Raw genomic sequence first — 19,834 nt, 5'->3', positions numbered from 1 at the left:
ATGACTGCAATCGATACCAAGGCCGCCGATCCGAAGGTCGCCGGGGGCACAACGCCGCCGTCCGGCCTGTCCGAGTTCTGGTTCTACTTCTCCCGCAACAAGGGCGCCGTGATCGGGCTGGTGATCTTCCTGATCATCCTCTTCGTCGCGGTCTTCGCGCCGTTCGTCGCCCCACACAGCCCCAGCATTCAGAACCGCGACATGCTGCTCATGCCGCCGGTCTGGCAGCAGGGTGGCAGCTGGGGCCATATCCTCGGCACCGACGCCGTCGGCCGCGACATCCTTTCGCGCCTGATCTACGGTGCGCGCTTCTCGCTCTTCATCGGTCTCGTCGTCGTGACGCTGTCGGTGGTTTCGGGCGTGCTGATCGGCCTCGTCGCCGGCTATTTCCGCGGCCGGATCGACACCTTCATCATGCGCATCATGGATATCATCCTGGCGTTCCCGTCGCTGCTGCTGGCGCTCGTCCTGGTCGCCGTGCTCGGCCCGGGCCTGCTCAACGCCATGATCGCGATCTCGCTCGTCAACCAGCCGCATTTCGTCCGCCTAACGCGCGCCGCCGTCATGACGGAGCGCACCAAGGACTATGTCGTCGGCTCGAAGGTCGCCGGCGCCGGCACGCTGCGGCTGATGTTCCTGACGATCCTGCCGAACTGCCTGGCGCCGCTGATCGTCCAGGCGACGCTCGCCTTCTCGGCTGCGATCCTCGATGCGGCCGCGCTCGGCTTCCTCGGCATGGGCGCCCAGCCGCCGACGCCGGAATGGGGCACGATGCTCGCCGAGGCGCGCGAGTTCATCCAGCGCGCCTGGTGGGTCGTCACCTTCCCTGGCCTTGCCATCCTCATCACCGTGCTCGCCATCAACCTGATGGGCGACGGCCTGCGCGATGCCCTTGATCCGAAGTTGAAGAGGTCGTGATGTCGCTCCTCGAAATCGAAAACCTGGTCGTCGAGTTCCAGACGGCCTCCGGACCTTTCCGGGCCGTGGACGGCGTCTCGCTCAAGGTCGACGAGGGCGAGGTTCTCGCCATCGTCGGCGAGTCCGGCTCGGGCAAGTCCGTCTCCATGCTCGCTGCCATGGGGCTCCTGCCCTGGACGGCGAAGGTCACCGCCGACAAGCTGCTGTTCAACGGCCGCGACATGCAGAAGATGAGCGATGCCGACCGGCGCAAGATCATCGGCCGGGAGATCTCCATGATCTTCCAGGAACCGGTCGCCAGCCTCAATCCCTGCTTCACCGTCGGCTACCAGATCGAGGAGGTGCTGCGCGTCCACACCGACCTGAACCGCAAGGCGCGCCGGGACCGGGCGATCGAGCTGTTCCAACTGGTCGGCATCCCGAACCCCGAGGAGCGCCTCGGCCACTTCCCCCACCAGATGTCGGGCGGACAGTGCCAGCGGGTGATGATCGCCACCGCGCTCGCCTGCAATCCAAAGCTCCTGATCGCCGACGAGCCGACCACGGCGCTGGACGTGACGATCCAGAAGCAGATCCTCGACCTCCTGATGAAGCTGCAGGCCGAGCACGGCATGGGCCTGATCATGATCACCCACGACATGGGTGTGGTCGCCGAGACCGCCGACCGTGTCGTCGTGCAGTACAAGGGCCGGAAGATCGAGGAGGCCGACGTGCTCTCGCTCTTCCAGAATCCGAAGAGCGTCTACACCAGGGCGCTGCTGTCGGCCCTGCCGGAAAACGCCGTCGGCGGCCGGCTGCCGACGATCACGGAAAACCTCACCGACCAGCAGATTTTCGAGGGAGCCGTTCGATGACCCCCGTTCTCGAAGCGCGCAATCTCGTGCGCGACTACCACATCCCCGGCAGCCTGCTGAAGAAGGGCAAGACCGTGCATGCGGTCAAGGGCGTCAGCTTCAAGGTCGAGGAGGGCAAGACGCTCGCAATCGTCGGCGAGAGCGGCTGCGGCAAGTCCACGCTCGCCCGCATGGTCACGATGATCGATCCCGTCACCGAAGGCGAGATGCTGATTGACGGCACGAAGGTCGACATCGCCAGCGAGCCGCTGTCCTCAGACATGCGCAGCAAGGTGCAGATCGTCTTCCAGAACCCCTACGGTTCGCTGAACCCGCGCAAGAAGATCGGCGACATCCTCACCGAGCCGCTGGTCATCAACACGAAGATCCCGGCCGGCGAGCGTCGCGACCGGGCGATGGCGATGCTGAAGAAGGTGGGGCTGGAGGAGAAGCACTACGCGCGCTATCCGCACATGTTCTCCGGCGGCCAGCGCCAGCGCGTGGCGATCGCCCGCGCCCTCATGCTCAACCCGCGCTTGTTGGTGCTGGACGAGCCGGTCTCGGCGCTCGATCTGTCCGTGCAGGCGCAGGTTCTGAACCTCTTGGCCGACCTGCAGGACGAATTCCACCTGACCTACGTCTTCATCAGCCACGACCTCTCGGTCGTGCGCCACATCGCCGACGACGTGATGGTGATGTACTTCGGCGAGGCGGTGGAATACGGCAGTCGCGACCAAGTCTTCGACGATCCGCAGCACAGCTACACCAAGACGCTGTTCGCCGCGACGCCGCGGGTCGACGTGGATGCGATCCGTGCCCGCCTCGAGCGGCGACGGCGCGCCTGAGATGCCGTCAAGGCTCCCGGCGCTCTTTGCCTGAGGCGCGCCGAACGCCGCTGGCAGCGGTGCATGACAATGGCTCCGGCAAGCGGACCACAATGGCTCTGGCAAAGCGGACCGCGCGATCGTATAGACCACTCGCCGCCTGGAAACCCGTCGGCGGGTGGCTGCCGCGATCTTCAAGGTGCGCAGCTACAGGGCTAGACCAAGAAAGACAGGAACGAACCGATGACCATTACTCGCTTTGAAACCGGCGCGCGCATGAGCCAGGCTGTCGTCCACAACGGCGTCGTCTATCTGGCCGGCCAGGTCGGCGAACCCGGAGCAGACGTCGCAACCCAGACGAAGCAGGTGCTGGCCTCGATCGACCGCCTGCTGGCGCTCGCCGGCTCGGACAAGACGAAGATCCTGTCGGCCCAGATCTGGATGGCCGACATGGGCGAATTCCAGAAGATGAACGCCGTCTGGGATGCCTGGGTTGCCCCGGGTCACGCCCCCGCGCGCGCAACCGGCGAATCCAAGCTCGCCGGCCCGGAATATCTCGTCGAGATCATCGTCACCGCCGTTCAGGGCTGAGCCGGCGCGGATAAATGCGAGGGGCGGACCGGTTTTGACCGGTCCGCCCCTCTTTTCGTTGTAGGGATCTGTCTCAGGCGCTCTTGGCGAGCCGTGCGTGCTCGTCGAAGAACAGCGCCTGGCTGATCAGCGCCTTGACCATTTCCGGATTGAACGGCTTGGTGACGAGGAAGGCCGGTTCCGGTCGCTCGCCGGTCAGCAGTCGCTCCGGGAACGCGGTGATGAAGATCACCGGGATGGTGCTGGTCTTGAGGATGTCGTTGACGGCGTCGATGCCCGAGCTGCCGTCGGCGAGCTGGATGTCGGCCAGCACCATGCCGGGCTTCTTGCGGTTGTAGAGCTCGATCGCCTCGGAATGCGTGCGGGCGATGCCGGTGACGCGGTGGCCGAGCGCGGTGACCATGTCCTCGATGTCCATCGCGATCAGCGGCTCGTCCTCGATGATCATCACGTCGGTCGCGACCTGCTGGGAGATCTCGCGCGAAGCCTGGTTCAGCGCTTCCCGTACCGCGTCCTCGGAAACATCGAGAATGTCGGCGCACTCCGAAATCTCGAAGCCTTCGACGGCGACCAGCAGGAAGGCCTTGCGGGCTGCAGGCGTGACATGGGCGAGATTGGCCGCGGCCTGCCGCTCCCAGCCGAAGGGAGATACGGCGTTCTGCGGGATACTCACCTGGACCTTGTCGAAAAGCGTGCAGTAGAGGCGAAAAACGCTGATGCGATCATTCGATCGCTCCGGGTAAATCGTTATGTCCTCGACGAGTGCTTCGAGCATCGCTGCCACATATGCATCTCCGGAGGTCTGGGATCCCGTGACGGCACGCGAAAATCGCCGCAATAAGGGCAGATGAGGTGCGATACGGGTGGATAGCGACATTTACTTCTCCCTGAATTTGTTTCGAAACCGGCGCGTTTCCTGTAAATTCATCTCACGGAAACGAATTTGGTGCGAAATGAAACCCGGTTCGATACGGGTGCTTTGGGGCCAAACGAAGATGGTTGAGCGAGGATCAAGGAGCACACGGTGATGCGTAAGCCCGCGACAGGCGGACGAAAGCCGGGCAGTTCGTTGGATTCCCTCGATCCAAACAGCGTCGTCGGCCGCAAGTTGAAGTCCTTCTACGAATCAATAGAGACGGAGCCATTGCCGGACCAGTTGCTCGATCTTCTCGAGAAGCTGGACGAGGCCGAGCGCAAGGCCCGGACGACCTAGCATATAGCGTGTCGCTGTCCGACACACGCAAAGAAACGGGCCACTGGCCCGTTTCCTGTTTCCGTCACTCGTTGATTAGCGGCAGGGTGCCTCATAGCGGCGTCCGTAGCGGTCGCGGTAAATGCAGCGACCGGGCTCGTTGGCATTGCCGATCAGGGCGCCGATCGCGCCGCCGGCCACGGCTCCGACAGCGGCGCCGCCGACCTTGCCCGTGGCAGCCCCACCGATGATCGCGCCGGATGCGGCGCCGATCGTGGCGCCCTTCTCGGTCTGCGTGCAGGACGTGACCGCCAGTGCGGAAAGGGCGATGGCGCCGGCGACGATAAATTTCCTCATTGCTCTGTCTTCCTTTCTAGAAATGGCGTGCGCGTCAGATGCGTCCCATCAGGACGAGAATAAGCAGAATGACGACGATGAGTCCAAGCCCGCCGGAAGGTCCGTATCCCCAGCCGCGGCTATAGCCCCAGTTCGGCAGCGCGCCGATCAGAAGCAGTATAAGGATGATGAGTAGTACCGTACCAAGCATCAGGCGTCTCCCCACAGGATAGGCGGTTCTGTTTCGATGGCCGGTAAATGCGCGGCAAACGGGTTTGTTCCCAAGTGCAATAGAGATTCGAAAACGATGTCCGGGCGTTAGGCTTTCATGCTTTCGCCGGAACGATCGCGGGGGCCATGCGTTTTCTGTCCCGTAACCAATCCGAAAGGAGATGCACATGAACTGGGATATCATCGAAGGCAAGTGGACCGAGTACAAGGGCAAGGCCCAGGCACAGTGGGGCAAGCTGACGGACGACGATCTGGACGTCATCAAGGGTCGCCGCGTCGAACTCGCCGGCAAGATCCAGCAGCGCTACGGCATCGCCAAGGAAGAGGCCGAGCGCCAGATCGACGAATGGCAGCGCCGCCACTGATCCTTCACGGAAGGTCTTCGAGAACCGCCGCGACTGTCGTCGCGGCGGTTTCTGTTTGTGGGATCGAAAGAGTCCGGGGCGCCCGACGGATTGCAGTCGAAGGACCGTGCGAATAGTCGCTGGAACTTTTGACCGGCTTCCCCGTTCTTCTCCCCGACAATGAAAAGAGGAGTTCCCGGTATGCTTTACTATGCTGTTGTCTTCCTGGTCATCGCGATCATCGCCGGCGTTCTCGGCTTCGGTGGTATTGCCGGCGCATCCGCAGGCATCGCGCAGATCCTGTTCTTCGTCTTCCTGGTTCTGCTGGTCGTATCCCTGCTGTTCGGCTGGTCCCGTCGGGTCTGACCGGCGGATGAAATGACTTAAAGACGAAAAGGCGGTGCCTGCGGGCGCCGCCTTTTCTCTTTCCGCTTTTCAGGTTTCCACGAAGAACTTGACCCGGTCCGCGGCAAAGCGCGACCGGGAATATTGTATGGGGCTGCCGCCGGTGTCGGCGTTGATCGCCGTCGTGACGAGCAGGATGGCCCCGGGAGAAAGCTTCAGCAGCCGGACATCGGCTCCTTCGGCATGGACCGCCGAGATCTCCGTCGAGCGGCGCACGTAGTCGTCGACGCCGAGCGCGGCCAACGCCTTGGTGATGGAGCCCGTGCGCTGGTAGGCCGCGTCGATGCCGGCGAAGCGCTCGGCCGGAAAGTAGCTCGTCGCAGACGAGATCGGCTTTCCGTCGGCGACGCCGAGCGTATCCAGCCGGATGCAGTCGGTTCCCGGCGCAATCCCGAGTGCGGTCGCGATGACCGGCGATGCGCGTTCGACGGACTGTGCGACAAGCTTGCTCTGCAGTTCCCGCGCCTGGTCGCCGAGGCCCTGCGAGAAGCGCGTCCGGCGCGAGATCGGAAAGGTCAGCCGGTCACGCCGCTCGATCAGCGTGCCGACGCCCTGGACCGCCCGCACCATGCCTTCGTCCGCCAGCGCCGCCAGCGCGCTCCTGACCGTGTGCCGGTTGACGCCGAACTTTTCCGCCAACGTCGCCTCCGACGGCATCATGGCGGTCTCGTCATAGTCGCCATTGTTGATGGCAAGGCGCATCCGGTCTGCGATCTGCCGCCACAGCGCCACGCCCGATCGGCGCTCGATCATTCCTGCCCCCGCATTCATCTGGCCTCTCTTCGTCACAAGCCTGTCATCTTGGCCCGGTATGACGGAACCATACGATGTATAGTTGTCTAGATCAATAGACAATTCGCGAGACGCAGTTGGAGAATTGGCGATGGCACCTGGCGTGAACCGGAACCCCTCGGACATGGCGCCGGAAAGGCGAAGAGAGGCCATGGGACTGCTTGCGAAGGCGACGCGGAGCGAGCTGGAGCAGGCCTGGGCGGGACTGGCCACCCGGCCGGAAGCCGAGCTGGTCCGCGGCCCGGAGACCGGGCTAGTCATGGTGCGCGGTCGCATCGGTGGCGGCGGCCAGCCGTTCAATCTCGGCGAGGTGACCGCGGCGCGGGCCAGCGTCCGGATCGAAGGCGTCGTCGGCCACGGCCAGGCGCTCGGCACCGACGGCGAGAAGGCCCGGCTGGCGGCCGTGTTCGACGCGCTGCTGCAATTGCCCGAGCACGCCCCGGCGGTCGAACGCCTGCTCGCCGGGATCGCCGCGCGCATCGAGGCCGACGACGCGCGCAAGGTCCGCGAAACCGCCGCCACCCGCGTCGATTTCTTCACCATGGTCCGGGGAGACGACTGATGGCCGACACGCAGATATTTTCCGGCGCCTTCGCCGAGCCGGTCCTGGCCGCCCAGTCCGTATTCCGCACGGTTATGGACTGCATGGCCCGCCCGGGCACGATCGGCACGATCGCAGCCACGGCGCGTCCGCCGCAGCCGCTCGGCGCTGCCGCCGGTGCGCTCGCCCTGACGCTGTGCGACCACGACACGCCCGTCTGGCTGACGCCGCAGCTGGCAAGATCGAAACTGTCCGGCTGGCTGTCGTTCCACACCGGCGCCGCCGTCACCGGGGAGAAGCATGAGGCCCGTTTCGCCTTCGTCGAGAAGGGGGCGGTGGTGCCCGGCTTCGGCCTGTTCTCGCCGGGCACCCAGGAGTACCCGGATCGCTCGGCAACGCTGGTGGTCGAGATCGACAGCTTCGAGGGCGGGCGACCGCTCGCACTTTCGGGACCCGGCATCCGCGACGAGGTGGTGATCGCCCCGCAGGGCCTGCCGGGCACGTTCGTGGCGCTCTCCGAAGCCAACCGGGCGATGTTTCCGCGCGGTGTCGACCTGATCCTGGTCGCAGGCAGCAGCATCCTCTGCCTGCCGCGCACCACCGTCATCAAGAGCCGGGAGGCCTGAGCCATGTATGTTGCCGTCAAGGGTGGCGAGGCCGCCATTGCCAACGCCCACCGCCTGCTTGCCGACCGCCGCCGCGGCGACCGTTCGCTGCCGTCGATCACCATCGAGCAGATCGTCGCCCAGCTCGGGCTGGCCATCGATCGCGTGATGGCCGAGGCCTCGCTCTATGATCGCGCGATCGCAGCCCTCGCCATCCGCCAGTCGCGCGGCGACATGATCGAGGCGATCTTCATCCTGCGCGCCTATCGCACCACGCTGCCGCGCTTCGGCTACTCGGTGCCGGTCGAGACGGCGCGGATGCGGGTCGAGCGCCGGGTTTCCGCCACCTACAAGGACCTGCCGGGCGGCCAGTTGCTCGGCCCGACCTTCGACTACACCCACCGCCTGCTCGATCCTTCCCTCCTTCGCGACGAACCGGTCGAGGAAGCCTTGCAGCGCGACGGCGAGCAGGAGCCCGTCATGCGCGTATCCGACATCCTGTCGGGCGAGGGGCTGGTCGAGGGTGACGGCGAGCTGCCGGCAGGCCACGTGCCCGGGGACCTGACGCGCGAGCCGCTGGAGTTCCCGATGCCGCGCGACCTGCGCCTGCAGGCGCTGGCGCGCGGCGACGAGGGCTTCCTGCTGTCGCTCGGCTATTCCACCCAGCGCGGCTACGGCAACAACCATCCCTTCGTCGGTGAGGTCCGCATGGGCGAGGTCGAAGTCGAGCTGGACCTGCCGGAGCTCGGCTTCGCCGTCTCGCTCGGCCGCATCCAGGTCACCGAATGCCAGATGATCACCCAGTTCAAGGGCTCGGCCAAGAGCCCGCCGCAGTTCACCCGCGGCTACGGCCTCGTCTTCGGCCAGAACGAGCGCAAGGCGATGTCGATGTCGCTGGTCGATCGCGCCCTGCGCACCGATGAGTTCGAGGAGGACGTCGTCTCGCCGGCGCAGGACGAGGAATTCGTCATCTCCCATTCCGACAACGTCCAGGCGACCGGCTTCGTCGAGCACCTGAAGCTGCCGCACTACGTCGACTTCCAGGCCGAACTCGATCTCATGCGGCGCATGCGCCGGGATTATGACGAGCGCAGGCGTGAAGAGCCCGGCGACGACACCCTGGAGGCCGCCCAATGAACGCCGTTCCGTCCGAACTTGCCACCTACAACTTCGCCTATCTCGACGAGCAGACCAAACGCATGATCCGCCGGGCGATCCTCAAGGCGATCGCGATCCCCGGCTACCAGGTTCCCTTCGCCAGCCGCGAGATGCCGATGCCCTATGGCTGGGGGACCGGCGGCGTGCAGGTGACGGCGGCGATCCTGGGGCCTGAGGATGTGCTGAAGGTCATCGACCAGGGCGCCGACGACACCACCAACGCCGTCTCCATCCGCGCCTTCTTCCAGAAGGTCGCCAATGTCGCCGTGACGACGAAGACGCGCGAGGCGACGATCATCCAGACCCGCCACCGCATCCCCGAGGAGAAGCTGACATCAGGCCAGACGCTGGTCTACCAGGTGCCGATCCCCGAGCCGTTGCGCTTCCTCGAGCCGCGCGAGACCGAGACCCGCAAGATGCACGCGCTCGAGGAATACGGGCTGATGCACGTCAAGCTCTACGAGGACATCGCCAGGAACGGCCACATCGCCACGACCTATTCCTATCCGGTGAAGGTCGAGGGCCGCTACGTGATGAGCCCGTCGCCGACGCCGAAGTTCGACAATCCGAAGATGCACATGTCGGAAGCGCTGCAGCTCTTCGGCGCCGGCCGCGAGAAGCGCATCTACGCCGTGCCGCCCTTCACCGATGTCGTCAGCCTCGACTTCGAGGACCATCCCTTCGAAGTGCAGAAATTCGACCGGCCCTGCGCGCTCTGCGGCGCCGAGAACGTCTACCTCGACGAGGTCGTGCTCGACGATCGCGGCGGGCGGATGTTCGTCTGCTCCGACACCGACCATTGCGAGGACCGCCGCGACCACGGCCACTGCGGCATGATGCTGGCCTACGGCAAGGCGGCGGTCGAATGAGCTGCGCTTGCCCCCCTCTGCCCTGCCGGGCATCTCCCCCTCAAGGGGGGAGATCGGCTGGGGTAAGGTCTCAGCCCGCTCCCTCTTCTCCCCAACGGGGAGAAGGTGGCCCGAAGGGTCGGATGAGGGGGGCTTCTGTCATCGACCGGCAAGTCCAGCACGCGTCGCCCCCCTCATCGCCTCGCTGCGCTCGGCACTTCTCCCCGTTGGGGAGAAGGGGGAGCAAGACGCAAACGACGGAGTTCCAGCAATGACCGACGCGCCCCTCCTCAAGGTCCGCGACATCTCGAAATTCTACGGCGCCCGCATCGGCTGCCGCAACGTCTCCTTCGATCTCTGGCCGGGCGAGGTGCTGGCGATCGTCGGCGAATCCGGCTCCGGCAAGACGACGCTGCTGAATTGTCTCGCCACCCGCCTGATGCCGACCTCCGGCACGATCGAATACCGGATGCGCGACGGCCAGATGCGCGATCTCGCCCGCATGGGCGAGGCCGAGCGCCGCTTCCTGATGCGCACCGACTGGGGCTTCGTCCACCAGAACCCCGCCGACGGCCTGCGCATGACGGTGTCTGCCGGCGCCAATGTCGGCGAGCGGCTGATGGCGGTCGGCGAGCGCCACTACGGCAACATCCGCGACACTGCAGGCGACTGGCTGCGCCGCGTCGAGATCGGCCTCGACCGCATCGACGACCAGCCGCGCGCCTTCTCCGGCGGCATGCGCCAGCGCCTGCAGATCGCCCGCAACCTCGTGACCGCGCCGCGCCTCGTCTTCATGGACGAGCCGACCGGCGGCCTCGACGTCTCGGTGCAGGCGCGCCTGCTCGATCTCGTCCGCGGCCTCGTCCACGACCTCGGGCTTTCGGCGATCGTCGTCACCCACGATCTCGCCGTCGCCCGCCTGCTGTCGCACCGGATGATGGTGATGAAGGACGGTCACGTGATCGAGCAGGGCCTGACCGACCGCGTCCTCGACGATCCGCGCGAGGCCTACACCCAGCTTCTCGTCTCCTCCATCCTGCAGGTTTGAGCCACAGCCCGAACCGCCCCCGGCCCGCGTTTCCAGCACAAAGGACACCGAACATGGCGACCCCACTCGTCGTATCCGAAGTCGCAAAGAGCTTCACCATGCACCTCAGGGACGGCATCCGCCTGCCGGTCGTCGAAAACGTCGGCTTCTCCGTCAAGGCCGGCGAATGCGTGGTCCTCGGCGGCCCCTCCGGCATCGGCAAGAGCTCTCTCCTGAAGATGGTCTACGGCAACTACGGCGTCGATGCCGGCCAGATCCTGGTCGAGCACGAAGGCCAGTTCGTCGATCTCGCCGGCGCCGACCCGCGCACCGTGCTGGCCGTCCGCCGGGTCACGCTCGGCTATGTCAGCCAGTTCCTGCGGGTCGTGCCGCGGGTCGCGGCGCTCGATGTGGTGGCCGAGCCTCTGCTTGCCCGCGGGGCGATTCCCGCGGTGGCGCGCGAGCGGGCGGAAGAGATGCTGGCCCGCCTGAACCTGCCGCGCGAGCTCTGGCAACTGCCGCCGGCCACCTTCTCCGGCGGTGAGCAGCAGCGCGTCAACATCGCCCGCGGCTTCATCACCGACCACCGCATCCTGCTGCTCGACGAGCCGACCGCTTCGCTCGACGCGAGGAACCGCGAGGTCGTCGTCGGCATGATCGAGGAGAAGAAGCGGGCAGGGGTGGCGCTGCTCGGCATCTTCCACGACGACGACGTTCGCGCCAAGGTCGCCGACAGCATCGTCGACGTCTCCGCCTTTTCGCCCCGGAAGGCCGCGGCATGACCAGGCTGTCCGAACACACCCCGCTCGTGCACGAAACGGCCTCCGTCACCGATTGCACGCTCGGCCGCTTCGTCGAGATCTCCGAGCGCTGCCGCATCAGCGAGACCGAACTCGGCGACTATTCCTACATCATGGAGGACGGCTCGGTCTGGTGCGCCACGATCGGCAAGTTCGCCAATATCGCCTCGTCGGTCCGCATCAACGCCACCAACCACCCGATGTGGCGAGCGACCCTGCACCACTTCACCTATCGCGCCGCCGACTACTGGCCGGACGCCGACAGGGAGGAGGACTTCTTCGCCTGGCGGCGGGCTCACCGCGTCACGATCGGACACGACGTCTGGATCGGCCATGGCTCGACGATCCTGCCGGGCGTCACGGTCGGCAACGGCGCCATCATCGGCTCCGGCGCGGTGGTGACGAAGGACGTCGCCCCCTACACGATCGTCGGCGGCGTGCCGGCGAAGCTGATCCGCGAACGCTTCGGCGGCGATATTGCCGAGCGTTTCGAGAGGCTTGCCTGGTGGGACTGGGACCACGCCCGCCTGCGCGGTGCCCTCGATGACTTCCGCGCGCTCGACGCCGAAGCCTTCCTTGTCAAATACGGTGCCTGAATTCCGCAAAAGCCCTGGAAATCCGGGCTGTGTGGATTGTTATCAAACGGACACGAAACTGACATTCGGCCTTCATTGACCGCCTTTAAAGCCGCTGCAGTGTCAATGAACAAGCCTTGAAGGGTAAGCCATGTTCCGCCTGAAGAACGTCACGCGCCGGTTCGGCGGCAAAGCCGCGGTCAGCGCCGTCAGCGTCGACATTCCCCAGGGCCAGATGGTCGGCGTCATCGGCCGCTCGGGCGCCGGCAAGTCGACCATGCTGCGCATGATCAACCGGCTCGTCGATCCGACCGAGGGCTCCATCCACTTCGGCGACGTCGAGGTTTCCGCGCTCCGGGGGGCCGCGCTTCGCAACTGGCAGCGCGACTGCGCCATGATCTTCCAGCAGTTCAATCTCGTGCCGCGCCTGGATGTGCTGACCAACGTCCTGCTCGGCCGCCTCAACCATCGCCCCACCGCGCTGAGCATGCTCAACATGTTCACCCGCGAAGAGCGCATCATGGCGATCGCGGCGCTGGAGCGCCTCGGCATCGAGCAGACGGCGCTGCAAAAGGCGGGCACGCTGTCGGGCGGCCAGCAGCAGCGCGTGGCCATTGCGCGGGCGCTCATGCAGCAGCCGAAGATGATCCTGGCCGACGAGCCGATCGCCTCGCTCGATCCGCTGAACGCCAAAGTGGTGATGGACGCCCTGCGCGACATCAACGAGCGCGAGGGCATCACCGTCATCACCAACCTGCACACGCTCGACACCGCCCGCAACTATTGCGAGCGCATCATCGGCATGTCGGCCGGCAAGGTCGTCTTCGACGGCGCGCCGCGCGATCTCGATGCCGATGCGGTCCGTGCGATCTACGGCACCGGCGCGGACGGCGCCGAGATCGACGAGAGCGTGACGTCCACCAGCATTCGCGGCGCCGGTGCGCCCGTGCAGGACAACATCAAGGAATCCGCCGGCGTCAAGCCGCTGGCACTGGCAGGCATCTGACGCTCGCCAGGATCGAGGGCCCGCGTCAAGGGCAGACCATACACGCTTTGAAGCGATCGCCGGCTGGGGGCCGGCAACAAGGAGAACGACATGTTGAAGAAAGCTCTGCTCGCCGCTGTCGCGATAGCCGTCGTGACCGGGTCCGCCCTGGCCCAGGACGTCAAGGTTCTGCGCATCGGCCTCGACGGTTCGGAGAACGAAGCCGACCAGATCCGCAACACTCAGTGCGTCGCCGACGGCCTGAAGGCCGCGACCGGCGTCGGCGAAGTCCAGATCTTCCCATCGCCGGACTACAACGGCGTCATCCAGGGCCTGCTCGGCGGCACGATCGACATCGCCTCGATGGGCGCTTCCTCCTATGCCGCGATCTACCTGCAGGACCAGAACGCGGTCGACCCGATCCTGACCTACACCCAGTCGGACGGCTCCAGCGGCTATTACTCGATCATGGTCGCCCGCAAGGATTCCGGCATCAAGACGCTCGCCGACGCCAAGGGCAAGAAGATCGGCTTCGCCGATCCGGATTCGACCTCGGGTTATCTCGTTCCGAACGTCGCTCTCCCGAAGGAAATCGGCGCATCGGTGAAGGAATACTTCTCTGAAAGCGGCTTCGGCGGCGGCCACGAGAACCTCGTCCTCGCCGTTCTCGACGGCAAGTTCGACGTCGGCACCACCTTCGGTTCGGGCGTCGGCAACTGGGATGAGGGCTACACCGGCGGCAACCTCTACCAGATGGTCAACAAGGGCAACCTCGACATGGACGACCTCGTCGAGGTCTGGAAGTCGCCGCTGATCCCGAACGGCCCGCTGATGGTCTCCAACAAGCTGCCGGAAGACATGCGCGCCAAGGTCGAGCAGTACTTCTTCGAACTGCCGCAGAAGGATCTCGCCTGCTTCCACGCCTACACGCAGGGCTCCAACAAGGACTACATCAAGGTCGACCAGTCGTTCTACCAGACGATCATCGACGCCCGTAAGTCCGTCATCGGCGGCTGATCGGCCACGAAAGACAGCGCGCGGCACCCTCCGGGTGCCGCCCGTTTTTTTGTAAGGAGAGAATGGCATGGCCAATGCGACGGCCGGAAATGCGATCGGCGGCCTCGGTCCTGCAGCCGCCTCGGTCATGCAACACTACCAGCAGCAACTGCGGACGCGGCGTATCTATTCGCTGATTGCCATCGCGGTCTTCCTGGTGGCGCTCTGGGCCTCGCTCGACTTTGCCAATGCCGCCAATTCGGGCAAGTTCTTCGAACGGCTGCCCTACGTGTTCGATTTCATCCGGAATTTCGTTCCGGACAGCCCCATGGAGATCGTGCGCGCCATGTTCGACCTGCCGTCGCCCTATGACGACGGCTCGCTGAAATACGACTACACGTCCGAGCGCGTCTATGTGACGGAAAATCTCTACATTCCGCACTTCATCTACCAGCTCATCATCACCGTGAATATCGCGCTGATCGCGACCATCCTGGGCTCGGCCATCGCCTTCGTGCTCTGCTTCTTCGCCTCCACCAATCTTGTCGGTGCCGGTGCGACCCGCTGGGTCGTGCGTCGCATCATGGAGGTGATGCGCGCCTTTCCCGAGATCGTCATCGCCGGGCTTTTGACCGCAATCCTGTCGATCGGCCCGATCGCGGCCATCGTCGCGATCACGGTCCACACCATCGGCGCGCTCGGCAAGCTGTTCTTCGAGGTCGTGGAGAATGCCGACATGCGGCCGGATGAAGGGCTGCGTGCGGCGGGCGCCAGCTGGGTTGAGCGTGTCCGTTTCGCCATCGTGCCGCAGGTCCTGCCGAATTTCGTGTCCTACGCGCTGCTGCGTGCGGAGATCAACATCAGGGCGTCCACCATCATCGGCGCCGTCGGCGGCGGCGGCATCGGCGAGGTCTTCCGGCTGGCGATCGGCCGCGACCACGCCGCCAAGACCTATGCCATCGTCATCCTGCTGTTCGTCACCATCATCGCCGTCGACCAGTTTTCCGCCTGGCTGCGCCGCCGCCTGATCGGCCGACAGTCCTTCGAGTTCGGACGGGGAGCCGCCTGATGTCGCCGACCACGCTCAACACCGCCGAACGCGAGCGCCTGCTTTCCGCCTATCCCGAGGTCTTCCACCGCAGCTTCTGGCAGCGCTGGGGACTTGCGATCTGCGCCGGGGTCACGCTCGTCTATCTTGCCGTCTGCTTCGTCGCCTTCAATGTCGGCCCGGCGTTCGTCAACGGCCGCTGGGATCGCGCGTCGGTTTATGTTCAGGACTGGTATTCCTGGCGCGCGCAGCCGCGCCTGCGCTTCGTCGAAGGCGTCGTTGAGCCGCAATGGTCGAGCCGGCGCCAGTATCCGGAAGGCGCCGACATCGCCTGGCTTCGCCCGCTGGCGGACGGCGGCTACAGCGTCATCTATGACGGGGAGGAAAACCGCCTCGACGTTCGCGCCGAACGCGTCGACGTCTATGTCGACGGCGTCGCCTATGCGGTCGAAATCTCGCCGGAAGCGGCCATCCTGCCGCAAGGTGCGCCCGGCGCACTTATGCAGGACGGCAGCAAGGTCAACGTCGATTTCGGCTTCGAGGGCAGTGCCGAAATCCGCACCTCGCAGGTCTATGTGCAGCGCCGGTTCCTCGGCTGGGCCAATTTCTTCTTCGACATCAACTCGCCGTTCTGGGGCAAGTCGTTCTCCGAGCTCGCCTGGCTTGCCGTCGCCGGCGAACGCGTCGATCCGGCCCGCTCGAACATTGCCGCGATGGTCGACGATTTTCTCGCAAACGGCACCTGGCAGCATGCCGACATCCTGTCGAAGCTGATGCAGACGCTGGTCATGGCCTTCGTCGGAACGCTGCTCGGGACGCTGGTCGCCCTGCCGCTCGCCTTCGTCGCGGCGCGCAACATCACCCAGAGCCGCCTCGCCAACTGGGGCATGAAGCGCCTGTTCGATTTCCTGCGCTCGATCGATATGCTGATCTGGGCGCTGTTCTTCACCCGCGGCTTCGGTCCCGGCCCGATCCCCGGCATCGCCGCGATCTTCTTCACCGACACCGGCGCGCTCGGCAAGGTCTACGCCGAAGCGCTGGAGAACGTAGACGACAAGCAGCGCGAGGGCGTGAAATCGGTCGGCGCATCGCCGGTGATCGTCAACCGTTTCGGCGTCCTGCCGCAGGTGCTGCCCGTCTTCGTGTCGCAGTCGCTCTATTTCTGGGAATCGAACATGCGATCGGCGACGATCATTGGCGCCGTCGGCGCGGGCGGTATCGGCCTCAAGCTGCTGGAAGCCATGGGCACCAATGCAGATTGGGACAAGGTCGCCTATATGGTGGTGCTGATCCTGATCGTCGTCTTCATCTTCGACGGGATCTCGAATGCGCTGCGCTCGCGGCTGATCGGCCGCACCCACCATTGAGTGGAATGGAATTCGCAGCCGGCAATGGCATGATGCTGCCACACGAATCTCCTCTATGGCGCTAACGGCGCGCCCAGGGAGCGCATGGAACGGAAAACAGGACGTCTGATTGTGCGATATGCCCTCTATTTCACCCCGGCCGCGAGCGACGACCTGACGCTCGCCGCCGCCCGCTGGCTCGGTCGCAACGCCTTCAACGGCGCAGCGCTCGAGCAGCCGGCCGCGGTAGGCTTCGAACCGCCGGCCTTGAGCGCGCTGACGGCGGATCCGCGCCGCTACGGCTTCCATGCGACCCTGAAGGCGCCGTTCGAACTCGCCGAAGGCCGCAGCGAGGGCGAGCTCGTGGCCGAAGTCGCCCGCTTCGCCGCCGCCATGGAAGGCTTTGACATTCCCGAAGTCGTCGTCGGTCGGCTCGGTTCCTTCTTCGCGCTTGTCCCGTCGGAGGAATGCGCACCGCTGCAGGCCTTTGCCGCCGAGGTCGTGCGCCGCTTCGAGGATTTCCGCAGCCCCCTGTCTTCTGCCGACATCGCCCGCCGCAAGCCGGACGAGCTTTCCGCCGACGAGCGCCAGAACCTGGTGCAGTGGGGCTATCCCTATGTCTTCGACACCTTCCGCTTCCACATGACGCTGACGGGCAGGGTGCCCGCCGATCAAACGCCGGCCATGGAAGCGGCGTTGCTGCGGCATTTCGCCGAGTTCCATGGAAACCCGCTTGCCATCTCCGGCATCGCCCTTTTCCGCGAACCGTCCCGCGGCGCCGATTTCACCGTGCATTCGCTGTTCCCGCTCAACAGCGCTGCCGCCAACAGAAAGATTGCCTGACATGCCGACCGAACTGACCCTCACCAATGCCAGGATCGTGCTGGAGGACGATATCGTCCACGGCGCGGTCGTGATCCGCGACGGTCTGATCGCCGAGATATCCGACACGCCGACGGTGGCCGGCGAGGACATGGGCGGCGACTATCTCCTGCCGGGGCTCGTCGAACTGCATACCGACCATCTCGAAGCCCACTACTCGCCACGCCCCGGCGTGCGCTGGAACACGACCGCCGCGATCCAGGCCCATGACGCCCAGGTCGCCTCCTCCGGCATCACCACCGTCTTCGACTGCCTGCGCATGGGCTCGGACGCGGACGGCGGCTTCGAGAAGGGCGAGATGCGGGCGATGGCCGATGCGCTCGAAGAAGCGGGCAGGCAGGACCGGCTGCGGGCCGATCACCTGATCCACCTGCGCTGCGAGGTGTCCACCGACAACGTGCTCGATCATTTCGAGGAATTCGAGAACGACCCGCAGGTTCGGCTCGTCTCGCTGATGGACCACGCGCCGGGCCAGCGCCAGTTCCAGACGATGGAGCAGTACACGCTCTACTACAAGACCAAGCGCGGCCTGTCGGATGCAGCCTTCGCGGAATTCTGCAACCGTCAGCAGGCGCTTTCCGCACGTTACGCCAAGCCGCACCGCGACGCGATCGCCGCCCATTGCGCCGGCCGCGGCATCGCAGTGGCAAGCCATGACGATGCGACGCTGGAGCACGTCGAGGAAGCGATCGGCTATGGCATCCGCCTTGCCGAGTTCCCGACCAGCGTCGAGGCGGCAAGGGCCTCGCACGGCGCCGGCATGAGCGTGCTGATGGGGGCGCCCAACATCGTCCGCGGCAAGTCGCACTCCGGCAACATCGCCGCGCGCGACCTCGCGACGATGGGCGTGCTCGACGTGCTCTCTTCCGACTACGTGCCGCTCAGCCTGATCCAGGCGCCCTTCATGCTCGCAGACGAGAACGAGGCGATCAGCCTGCCGAAGGCGATCGCCATGGTCTCTTCGACGCCGGCGCGCACCGTCGGTCTCGACGATCGCGGCCGCATCGCCGTCGGCCTGCGCGCCGATCTCGTCCGCGTGCGTCGCCCCGAAGGCGTTCCGGTCGTCCGTTCCGTCTGGCGCCAGGGCACGCGCGTGGCATGACGGGCAGGGCAGGGATGGCGGCCGGGGATGTGACGATGCCCGCAGCCGGCGGGCAGGCGGGCACGGCCGTCGTCGTCGTCGGGCCGAGCGGCGCCGGCAAGGACAGCGTGATGGGCTATGCCGCCCGGCATTTTTCGGGCGACGCCCGCTTCGTCTTCTCAAGGCGAGTGATCACCCGCCCGTCGGATGCGGGCGGCGAAGCGCATGTCGGCGTCGATGCCGCAACCTTCGCCCGGATGCGGGGCGAGGGCGGCTTCTGCGTCTCCTGGGAAGCGCACGGCCTCAGCTACGGCGTTCCGGCGGAGATGAAGGCATTGGTCGGAGAGGGGCGGGTGGTCGTGGTCAATGGCAGCCGCCAGGCCCTGCCCGTATTCGCCGCGGTCTTCCCGCGCCTCAAGGTGGTCACGGTGACGGCCAGTGCCGAGGTTCTGGCCCAGCGCCTTCGTGGGCGCGGACGCGAAAGCGGCGCCGACATTGCCGGCCGCCTCGAACGCAAGCCACGGGACTGCGCTGCCGGGCTCGACCATGTGATCATCGACAACAGCGGCCCGCTCGACGCGGCGGGGCAAAGCTTCGTCGGTATCCTGGTGCAATCCCTTACGGGGTGAGCCTTACCGGGCTTGTCGGCTCCACAGCCAGTGATTAACTAGGGCGCATTCTTTTGGCGACATAGACGGAGCACTCCATGAAGTCCCTCGAAATCCTGGTCGAACGGATCATCCTCTCCAGCCGGTGGATTCTGGTCGCCTTCTATCTGGGGCTCGTCGCGGCACTCGGCGTCTACGCCATCTCCTTCGCCTACAAGCTCTACAAGGTCGCCAGCAACGTCTTCGTCTTCGACGAGGCCGAGATGATCCTCGCCATGCTGGGCCTGATCGATGCGGCGCTGGTGGCAAGCCTGGTGCTGATGGTCATGATCTCCGGCTACGAGAATTTCGTCAGCCGCTTCGACAACGCCGATGCCGACGTCTCCTTCCTCGGCAAGCTCGATTCCGGCAGCCTGAAGATCAAGGTCGCCTCCTCGATCGTGGCGATCTCCTCCATCCATTTGCTGCAGATCTTCCTCAACGCCCAGAGGTACACCGACAACCAGCTGATGTGGCTGACCTTCATGCATCTGGCCTTCGTCGCCTCCGCCGTGCTGCTCGGCTATCTCGAGAAGATCATGACGCAGTTGAAGATCAAGGCCTGACCGCCGGGCTTGCGGATCGGCCTTGTGAGGTCGGTGGGAAATCGAAGGGCGCCGCGGGAAACCGCCGGCGCCTTTTCCGTGTCAAGCGGGCCGTTTGCCGTTGTCCCCGCAATTCGACCAGTGAACCGTGCGCCGGAAGTGATTCCCTGATCGATCTCTAAAATGAACTTTCTGCGACAATTTTGAAAAATCCCTGTTGACTTGTTTTGTATGTGGTCTTAGAAACCGGCTCACCAACGAGGGCGGCGGCGCTGCTGGCGACC

The 19,834-nt window shown here is 65.3% G+C and carries 26 protein-coding genes; 22 read left to right on the top strand and 4 right to left on the bottom strand.

Annotated features, from left to right (window positions below; translation table 11 throughout):
- The 4 genes from OCK02_RS12715 (at position 1) to OCK02_RS12700 (ending at position 3,166) form a co-directional block, all read left to right on the top strand.
- Positions 1 to 918, top strand: a complete 918-nt coding sequence (locus OCK02_RS12715) for an ABC transporter permease subunit (RefSeq protein ID WP_263813392.1) — start codon at positions 1 to 3, stop codon at positions 916 to 918.
- Positions 918 to 1,772, top strand: a complete 855-nt coding sequence (locus OCK02_RS12710; protein WP_263813391.1) for an ABC transporter ATP-binding protein — start codon at positions 918 to 920, stop codon at positions 1,770 to 1,772. The genes OCK02_RS12715 and OCK02_RS12710 overlap by 1 nt, the downstream gene beginning before the upstream one ends.
- On the top strand, positions 1,769 to 2,596 hold the full coding sequence (locus tag OCK02_RS12705) for a dipeptide ABC transporter ATP-binding protein (protein WP_230807172.1): 828 nt from the start codon (positions 1,769 to 1,771) through the stop codon (positions 2,594 to 2,596). Before OCK02_RS12710 ends, OCK02_RS12705 begins: the two co-directional genes overlap by 4 nt.
- Positions 2,597 to 2,818: 222 nt before the next feature.
- Complete coding sequence (locus OCK02_RS12700) at positions 2,819 to 3,166, top strand: RidA family protein (protein WP_230807171.1); 348 nt, start codon at positions 2,819 to 2,821, stop codon at positions 3,164 to 3,166.
- 73 nt (positions 3,167 to 3,239) lie between these two features.
- Here the strand turns inward: OCK02_RS12700 and OCK02_RS12695 are convergent, their stop codons facing one another.
- Positions 3,240 to 4,043, bottom strand: a complete 804-nt coding sequence (locus OCK02_RS12695) for a response regulator (protein WP_263813390.1) — start codon at positions 4,041 to 4,043, stop codon at positions 3,240 to 3,242.
- Positions 4,044 to 4,193: 150 nt separating this feature from the next.
- Here OCK02_RS12695 and OCK02_RS12690 point away from each other — a divergent pair, with 150 nt between their 5' ends.
- Positions 4,194 to 4,379: a NepR family anti-sigma factor gene (locus tag OCK02_RS12690; RefSeq protein ID WP_230807169.1), complete on the top strand. Its 186-nt coding sequence runs from the start codon at positions 4,194 to 4,196 to the stop codon at positions 4,377 to 4,379.
- Positions 4,380 to 4,454: 75 nt separating this feature from the next.
- Here the strand turns inward: OCK02_RS12690 and OCK02_RS12685 are convergent, their stop codons facing one another.
- Positions 4,455 to 4,715: a YMGG-like glycine zipper-containing protein gene (locus OCK02_RS12685; protein ID WP_230807168.1), complete on the bottom strand. Its 261-nt coding sequence runs from the start codon at positions 4,713 to 4,715 to the stop codon at positions 4,455 to 4,457.
- Between the two features lie 34 nt (positions 4,716 to 4,749).
- Positions 4,750 to 4,905 (bottom strand): DUF3309 family protein, encoded by a 156-nt coding sequence (locus OCK02_RS12680; RefSeq protein WP_112599171.1) that lies wholly within the window; start codon positions 4,903 to 4,905, stop codon positions 4,750 to 4,752.
- Positions 4,906 to 5,092: 187 nt separating this feature from the next.
- Here OCK02_RS12680 and OCK02_RS12675 point away from each other — a divergent pair, with 187 nt between their 5' ends.
- Positions 5,093 to 5,290, top strand: coding sequence for a CsbD family protein (locus OCK02_RS12675; RefSeq protein WP_230807167.1), 198 nt, complete (start codon positions 5,093 to 5,095; stop codon positions 5,288 to 5,290).
- Between the two features lie 180 nt (positions 5,291 to 5,470).
- Positions 5,471 to 5,635, top strand: a complete 165-nt coding sequence (locus tag OCK02_RS12670; protein WP_230807166.1) for a DUF1328 domain-containing protein — start codon at positions 5,471 to 5,473, stop codon at positions 5,633 to 5,635.
- Between the two features lie 69 nt (positions 5,636 to 5,704).
- Here the strand turns inward: OCK02_RS12670 and phnF are convergent, their stop codons facing one another.
- On the bottom strand, positions 5,705 to 6,445 hold the full coding sequence (gene phnF, locus OCK02_RS12665) for a phosphonate metabolism transcriptional regulator PhnF (protein ID WP_412178822.1): 741 nt from the start codon (positions 6,443 to 6,445) through the stop codon (positions 5,705 to 5,707).
- Positions 6,446 to 6,590: 145 nt separating this feature from the next.
- On the opposite strand from phnF, the gene phnG reads away from it, so the two are divergent.
- The 15 genes from phnG to OCK02_RS12590 all read left to right on the top strand — a co-directional run bounded on the left by phnG (position 6,591) and on the right by OCK02_RS12590 (position 19,571).
- Positions 6,591 to 7,028 carry a phosphonate C-P lyase system protein PhnG gene (gene phnG, locus OCK02_RS12660; protein ID WP_263813614.1) on the top strand — a complete coding sequence of 146 codons (438 nt, stop codon included), beginning with the start codon at positions 6,591 to 6,593 and terminating at the stop codon, positions 7,026 to 7,028.
- Positions 7,025 to 7,633, top strand: a complete 609-nt coding sequence (gene phnH, locus OCK02_RS12655; RefSeq protein WP_263813613.1) for a phosphonate C-P lyase system protein PhnH — start codon at positions 7,025 to 7,027, stop codon at positions 7,631 to 7,633. Before phnG ends, phnH begins: the two co-directional genes overlap by 4 nt.
- 3 nt (positions 7,634 to 7,636) lie before the next feature.
- Positions 7,637 to 8,749, top strand: a complete 1,113-nt coding sequence (locus OCK02_RS12650; RefSeq protein WP_263813388.1) for a carbon-phosphorus lyase complex subunit PhnI — start codon at positions 7,637 to 7,639, stop codon at positions 8,747 to 8,749.
- On the top strand, positions 8,746 to 9,639 hold the full coding sequence (locus OCK02_RS12645; RefSeq protein ID WP_263813387.1) for an alpha-D-ribose 1-methylphosphonate 5-phosphate C-P-lyase PhnJ: 894 nt from the start codon (positions 8,746 to 8,748) through the stop codon (positions 9,637 to 9,639). Before OCK02_RS12650 ends, OCK02_RS12645 begins: the two co-directional genes overlap by 4 nt.
- A gap of 250 nt (positions 9,640 to 9,889) precedes the next feature.
- Positions 9,890 to 10,666, top strand: a complete 777-nt coding sequence (gene phnK / locus OCK02_RS12640) for a phosphonate C-P lyase system protein PhnK (RefSeq protein WP_263813386.1) — start codon at positions 9,890 to 9,892, stop codon at positions 10,664 to 10,666.
- A gap of 53 nt (positions 10,667 to 10,719) precedes the next feature.
- A complete protein-coding gene (gene phnL, locus OCK02_RS12635; RefSeq protein ID WP_263813385.1) occupies positions 10,720 to 11,427 on the top strand; it encodes a phosphonate C-P lyase system protein PhnL in 708 nt (235 codons plus the stop codon).
- Positions 11,424 to 12,041, top strand: coding sequence for a DapH/DapD/GlmU-related protein (locus OCK02_RS12630; RefSeq protein ID WP_263813384.1), 618 nt, complete (start codon positions 11,424 to 11,426; stop codon positions 12,039 to 12,041). Before phnL ends, OCK02_RS12630 begins: the two co-directional genes overlap by 4 nt.
- Before the next feature lie 130 nt (positions 12,042 to 12,171).
- Positions 12,172 to 13,026, top strand: coding sequence for a phosphonate ABC transporter ATP-binding protein (phnC, locus tag OCK02_RS12625; protein ID WP_263813383.1), 855 nt, complete (start codon positions 12,172 to 12,174; stop codon positions 13,024 to 13,026).
- A 90-nt stretch (positions 13,027 to 13,116) separates the two neighbouring features.
- Positions 13,117 to 14,022: a phosphonate ABC transporter substrate-binding protein gene (gene phnD / locus OCK02_RS12620; RefSeq protein WP_263813382.1), complete on the top strand. Its 906-nt coding sequence runs from the start codon at positions 13,117 to 13,119 to the stop codon at positions 14,020 to 14,022.
- A gap of 127 nt (positions 14,023 to 14,149) precedes the next feature.
- Positions 14,150 to 15,070: a phosphonate ABC transporter, permease protein PhnE gene (gene phnE / locus OCK02_RS12615; RefSeq protein ID WP_412178829.1), complete on the top strand. Its 921-nt coding sequence runs from the start codon at positions 14,150 to 14,152 to the stop codon at positions 15,068 to 15,070.
- On the top strand, positions 15,070 to 16,416 hold the full coding sequence (phnE, locus tag OCK02_RS12610) for a phosphonate ABC transporter, permease protein PhnE (RefSeq protein ID WP_263813380.1): 1,347 nt from the start codon (positions 15,070 to 15,072) through the stop codon (positions 16,414 to 16,416). Before phnE (OCK02_RS12615) ends, phnE (OCK02_RS12610) begins: the two co-directional genes overlap by 1 nt.
- A 111-nt stretch (positions 16,417 to 16,527) precedes the next feature.
- The gene (locus OCK02_RS12605; protein WP_263813379.1) at positions 16,528 to 17,238 is read left to right on the top strand and encodes a DUF1045 domain-containing protein; all 711 of its coding nucleotides are present in this window, start codon (positions 16,528 to 16,530) and stop codon (positions 17,236 to 17,238) included.
- Position 17,239: 1 nt separating this feature from the next.
- A complete protein-coding gene (locus tag OCK02_RS12600) occupies positions 17,240 to 18,379 on the top strand; it encodes an alpha-D-ribose 1-methylphosphonate 5-triphosphate diphosphatase (RefSeq protein WP_263813378.1) in 1,140 nt (379 codons plus the stop codon).
- 35 nt (positions 18,380 to 18,414) lie between these two features.
- Entirely contained in the window at positions 18,415 to 18,987 is a 573-nt protein-coding gene (gene phnN, locus OCK02_RS12595) for a phosphonate metabolism protein/1,5-bisphosphokinase (PRPP-forming) PhnN (RefSeq protein WP_263813377.1), read from the top strand.
- 77 nt (positions 18,988 to 19,064) lie between these two features.
- Positions 19,065 to 19,571, top strand: coding sequence for a TIGR00645 family protein (locus OCK02_RS12590; RefSeq protein ID WP_230807152.1), 507 nt, complete (start codon positions 19,065 to 19,067; stop codon positions 19,569 to 19,571).
- Positions 19,572 to 19,834: the final 263 nt, after the last annotated feature.

The sequence above is a fragment of the Rhizobium sp. TRM96647 genome (genome assembly GCF_025780115.1).
Taxonomy (GTDB): Bacteria; Pseudomonadota; Alphaproteobacteria; order Rhizobiales; family Rhizobiaceae; genus Mycoplana.
The sequence above is the reverse complement of the archived record's forward strand: the minus strand, read 5'-3'. Positions and strand labels throughout refer to the sequence as shown.